The organism is Streptomyces sp. NPDC059456, from assembly GCF_042750055.1.
In the GTDB taxonomy this organism is placed as follows: domain Bacteria; phylum Actinomycetota; class Actinomycetes; order Streptomycetales; family Streptomycetaceae; genus Streptomyces.
The window spans coordinates 1-5,062 of sequence record NZ_JBHYVA010000138.1; the positions used below are offsets into that span (position 1 = coordinate 1).

The 5,062-nt window shown below is 75.2% G+C and carries 5 protein-coding genes; 3 read left to right on the forward strand and 2 right to left on the reverse strand.

Annotation, left to right across the window (positions count from 1 at the left end):
* Positions 1–1,097: glycosyltransferase (locus tag ACFXA3_RS14920; protein WP_385186852.1), on the reverse strand; the 1,097-nt coding region annotated here is incomplete at its 3' end.
* Between the two features lie 73 nt (positions 1,098–1,170).
* Between ACFXA3_RS14920 and ACFXA3_RS14925 the strand changes: the two genes are divergently transcribed.
* Positions 1,171–1,869 (forward strand): response regulator transcription factor, encoded by a 699-nt coding sequence (locus ACFXA3_RS14925; protein ID WP_385186854.1) that lies wholly within the window; start codon positions 1,171–1,173, stop codon positions 1,867–1,869.
* Positions 1,866–3,254 (forward strand): sensor histidine kinase, encoded by a 1,389-nt coding sequence (locus ACFXA3_RS14930; RefSeq protein WP_385186856.1) that lies wholly within the window; start codon positions 1,866–1,868, stop codon positions 3,252–3,254. Before ACFXA3_RS14925 ends, ACFXA3_RS14930 begins: the two co-directional genes overlap by 4 nt.
* A gap of 9 nt (positions 3,255–3,263) precedes the next feature.
* Here ACFXA3_RS14930 and ACFXA3_RS14935 read toward each other — a convergent pair whose 3' ends face one another.
* Positions 3,264–4,316, reverse strand: coding sequence for a mechanosensitive ion channel family protein (locus tag ACFXA3_RS14935; protein ID WP_385186858.1), 1,053 nt, complete (start codon positions 4,314–4,316; stop codon positions 3,264–3,266).
* A 57-nt stretch (positions 4,317–4,373) separates the two neighbouring features.
* Between ACFXA3_RS14935 and ACFXA3_RS14940 the strand changes: the two genes are divergently transcribed.
* Positions 4,374–4,952: a dienelactone hydrolase family protein gene (locus tag ACFXA3_RS14940; protein ID WP_385186859.1), complete on the forward strand. Its 579-nt coding sequence runs from the start codon at positions 4,374–4,376 to the stop codon at positions 4,950–4,952.
* Positions 4,953–5,062: the final 110 nt, after the last annotated feature.

The window sequence follows — 5,062 nt, forward strand, 5'->3', positions numbered from 1 at the left end:
GGGTCGCCGCCCCCGCCCCCCGCGCCCAGCCGGGCCGGGTCGTCCCGCAGCGGCCCTCGCAGGCCCGCCAGCCGGTCGGCGGTGGTCGCGGCGTCCGGCAGCAGCAGGCCGGCGCCCGCGTCCGACAGGACCCGGGCGTTGTGGGTCTGGTGGTCGCCGGGGGCGTGCGGGTAGGGGACGAGCACGGCGGGGACGCCGGTCGCCGCCAGCTCCGCGACCGTCGCGGACCCGGCCCGGCACACCACCAGGTCGGCGGCCGCGTACACGAGGTCCATCCGGTCCAGGTACGGCACGGCCCGGGCGATCCGCTGCCCGCCGCAGGCCGCGAGATCGGCGGCGGTGTCCGCCAGGGCCCGCGGACCGGTCTTGATCAGCAGCTGTACGTCGTCGCGCCCCTGCCAGAGCCCGGCCAGTGCGACGGCGGCCGCGGTGAGGCGGGCGGCGCCCAGGCTGCCGCCGTTGAAGACGACCAGGCGGCGGCCGTCGGGCACGTGCAGGTCCCGCCGGGCCCGCGCGCGCAGCGCCGCGCGCTCGGACCGCGGCAGGCTGGCCAGCCCGGCCAGGGCCGCGGAGATCGGCATTCCGGTGGTCAGGGCGTGCGCCCCGCCCGCCAGACGGGCCCGGCTGCGGTCGAAGGCCACCGCGATGTGCGGGGTGAGCCGGGCCGCGAACCGGTTGGCGCGGCCCGGTACCGCGTTGGACTCGTGGATGACGGCCGGCAGCCCGGCCATCCGGGCCCCGAGCACGGCCGGCGCGCTCGGGTAGCCGCCCATGCCCACGACGGCGTGTGCGCCCTGGTCCAGGATCACCGCCCGGGCCTGCCCGGCCGAACGCAGCAGCGCGGCGGGGAGCAGATAGCGCCGCGCGCCCAGCGACGGGTCGAAGGGGATCATGTCGACGGTGTGCAGGCGGTACCCGGCCGCCGGGATCAGCTCGGTCTCCAGGCCCCGCTCGGTCCCGATGAACGAGACCACGGCATCCGGAACGGCCGTGCGCAGCGCCTCGGCGAGGGCGAGCCCGGGGTAGATGTGGCCGCCGGTGCCGCCCGCGCCGATCACTACGGACAGGGGCCGGTGAGAGGTGCTTCGTGTGGTCATGGGCGCAGCCTCCCGGTGCGCCCTAAGAACGTTCTAAGAGGTTCTCTCAGAACCGTTTGGCAGTCTTTGCCCCATGAACAGTGGCACGCGTGCGCAGCGGATCCTGGTCGTGGACGACGAGCCCGAGGTGCGGGCCGCCGTCCAGGACGGGCTGGCCGTCGAGGGGTACGAGGTACGGGGCGCCGCCGACGGGCTCGCCGCGCTGTCGGAGGTGGCCGGCTGGCAGCCCGACGCGGTGGTGCTCGACGTGATGATGCCCGTGCTGGACGGCCTCGGGGTCTGCCGGCAGCTGCGGGCGCTGGGCGACCGTACGCCCGTACTCGTGCTGACCGCCCGGGACTCGGTGAGCGAGCGGGTCGACGGCCTGGAGGCGGGCGCCGACGACTACCTGGTCAAACCGTTCGCGCTGGACGAGCTGGTGGCCCGGGTCCGGGCCCTGCTGCGCCGGGCCGCGCCCGACCCGGCCGCCGCGGTGCTCCTCGGCTTCGCCGACCTCGCCCTCGACCCGGCGACCCGGACCGGGCGGCGCGGCGGCCGGCCCCTGGAGTTCAGCCGGACCGAGGCGGCGCTGCTGGAGCTGCTGCTGCGCCATCCCGGGCAGGTGCTGCCCCGGGAGCTGATCCTGGAGCTGGTGTGGGGGCGGGACTTCGGGCCGGACTCCAACTCGCTCGCCGTGTACGTCGGCTACCTGAGGCGGAAGCTGGAGGCCGGCGGCGAGCCGCGGCTGGTGCACACCGTCCACGGGGTCGGATACCGGCTGGGCGCGGCGTGAGCGCCGCCGGGCGGCGCCGGCTCGGGGCGCCCTGGCGCAGGCGCAGGCCGCTGCGGACCCGGCTGGCGCTGGCGGCCACGGCGGCGGTCGCGCTGGTCGCGGTCGGGGTGTGCACGGCCGCCTTCTTCGTCGTGCGCGGCGCCCTGTACGAGCAGCTGAACCTGAGCCTCACCCAGTCCGCGCGGCTCGCGGCCCAGCGCAACCCGGGCTCCGGTCCCGGCACCCTGGCCGGGGAGTGCCGGTTCCTGGCGGCGCCCGCCTGCGCGGAAGTGGTGCCGACCGACCCGGCGAACGACCCGGCGACGCCGTACCTGCTGCCGGTGGACGCCGCGTCGCGGGCGGTGGCCGCCGGGAAGCGCGCGCCGTTCTACACGGACATCGTGCACGCGGGGCACCCGACGCGGATGCTGACCACCGACTACGCGAGGGGCCGGGCGCTCCAGGTGGCGCTGCGGGCCGACACCGTCGAGAAGGGGATCGAGGAGGCGGCCCGGTGGCTGGCCCTGATCGGCGCGACCGGGGTGCTGGTGGCGGCCGGGCTCGGGTACTGGGTCTCGCGGACCGGCCTGGCCCCGGTGACCCGGCTCACGGCGACCGCCGAGCGGATCGCGGCGACGCGCGATCCCCGGCACCGGATCGAACTCCCGCCGCCCGGCCGGGAGGACGAGATCACGCGGCTGGCCGGGAGCTTCAACACCATGCTGGGCGAGCTGGAGCAGTCGGTGACGGCGCAGCGGCGGCTGGTCGCGGACGCCTCGCACGAGCTGCGGACCCCGCTGACCGCCCTGCGGACGAACGCGGAGCTGCTGGCACGCGGGGAGCGGCTGACGGCGGAGCAGCGCGAGCGGGCCTCGCTCGCGCTGGGGCGCCAGCTGCGGGAGGTGACGGGGCTGGTCAACGACCTGATCGAGCTGGCCCGGGACGAGGAGCCACAGCCGCTGGTCGAGCAGGTCCGGCTGGCTCCGCTGGTGGAGCACTGCGCGCAGGCGGCGCGGGCGCACTGGCCGTCCGTACCGGTGCACGTCCGGGTCGGCGGTGACGAGGCGGTGGTGCCGGGGGTGCCGGCCCGGCTGACCCGGCTGCTGTCGAACCTGCTGGACAACGCCGCGAAGTTCAGCCCGCCGGGGGCGCCGGTGGAGGTGGAGCTGGTGGCGCCGGGCGGCGGCGCCCGGGTCGAGCTGACGGTCCGGGACCACGGCCCCGGCATCGCGGCCGAGGACCTCCCGTACGTCTTCGACCGCTTCTACCGGGCCGGGACGGCGCGGGCGCTGCCGGGTTCGGGGCTGGGCCTCGCGATGGCCCGCCAGATCGCCCGGGCGCACTCCGCCGAGCTGGTGGCGCAGCCGGCCCCGGGCGGCGGGGCCCTGTTCCGGCTGACGTTCTGAGCCGCGGGATCAGGCCGGTCCCGGGCGGGCGTCCGCCGGGGCGGTGGCGATGCGGGGCAGGGCGTAGGGGTGGTGGGCCACCAGCCAGGCGATCAGGCGTTCGCGGACCTGGCAGCGGACCGTCCAGATGTCCGAGCCGTCCTTCGCGGTGACCACGGCCCGGACCTGGATCGTGTGCGGGGTCGTGTCCGTGACCGCCAGGCTGCCGGTCCGGCCGTCCCATTCCGGGATCTCCTCCAGGATCCGCCGGAGCTGCTCGCGCATCAGGTCCAGCGGGGCGCTGTGGTCCAGGTGCCAGAAGACCGTCCCGGTCATCTGGGCGCCGCCGCGGGACCAGTTCTCGTACGGCTTCCCTGTGAAATACGACACGGGCATCGTGATCCGGCGCTCGTCCCAGGTGCGCACCACCAGGAAGGTCAGGGTGATCTCCTCGACGGTGCCCCACTCCTTGTCGACGACCACCGTGTCGCCGATCCGGACCGTGTCGCCGAAGGCGATCTGGAGTCCGGCGAACAGGTTGCCGAGCGTGGACTGGGCGGCGATGCCGGCCACGATGCCGAGGACGCCCGCCGAGGCCAGCACCGAGGCGCCGACCGCCCGCATCGGCGGGAAGGTGAGCAGCATCGCCGCCACCGCGACCACCACGACGACCGCGGTGACCGCCCGGTGGATCAGGGTCACCTGGGTGCGGACCCGGCGCACCCGCGCGTCGTCCGGGTGCTGGGCGGCGAAGCGGGCGTACGAGGAGTCCACGACCGCCGTCGCGATGCGCACCAGCAGCCAGGCGGCCGACGCGATCATGACGAGGGTCAGGGCGCGCCCGACGGCGAACACGTAGTCCGGCGCGATCCCCACCCGGCGGTGGGCTCCGTACAGCAGTGCCGTGCACAGCAGGAGGCGGAACGGCAGCCGGCAGCGGCGCAGGAGTCCCCACAGCGGGGTCTCGCCGTGGCGGGCGTCGGCGCGGCGCAGCAGCAGGTCCAGCAGCCACCCGGCGAGCAGGGTGACGACCAGGGCGCCGGCGAGGACCGCGACCGGGCGCAGAACGGTGTCCGTGTCCATGCACCTCAACGTAGCCGGAACGCGCCCCCGGGCCCTTCCCATCCGGGCAATGGCACGATGGGGTGCATGAACATCATGCTCTTCCATTCGACGTACGGGCTGCGGCCCGCGGTGCACGCGGCGGCCGACCGGCTGCGCGCGGCCGGTCACCAGGTCCAGGTGCCGGATCTCTTCGAGGGGCGCACCTTCGAGACCGTCGAGGAGGGCATGGAGCACCGGGACGGGATCGGCCGCGACGAACTGCTCAAGCGTGCGGTGCTGGCCTCCGCCCCCTATTCCGACCAGGGGCTGGTGTACGCCGGTTTCTCCTTCGGCGGTTCCGTCGCGCAGCACCTGGCGCTGGCCGACGAGAAGGCGCGCGGTCTGCTGCTCCTGCACGGGACGGCGGACCTGGAGGAGGACACGGCGGTCGACGAGCTGCCGGTGCAGCTGCACATCGCGGACCCGGACCCGTTCGAGCCGCACGACTGGCTGACGGCCTGGTACCTGCGGATGCAGCGGGCGGGTGCGGACGTGGAGGTGCACCGCTACCCGGGTGCCGGGCACCTGTTCACGGACCCGGACCTCGACGACTACGACGCGGAGGCCGCGGAGCAGACGTGGAGGGTCGCGCTGGCCTTCCTCGACAGCCTGTAGGACCGGCGAAGCAGGAGGGGGGGGTGGGGGGTGGGAGTTGGCGCAACCCCCCAAAACCAAAGGTGGAGAACCGGCTGGGGGTCACAAAACAAATAAAGGTGGGACCAACA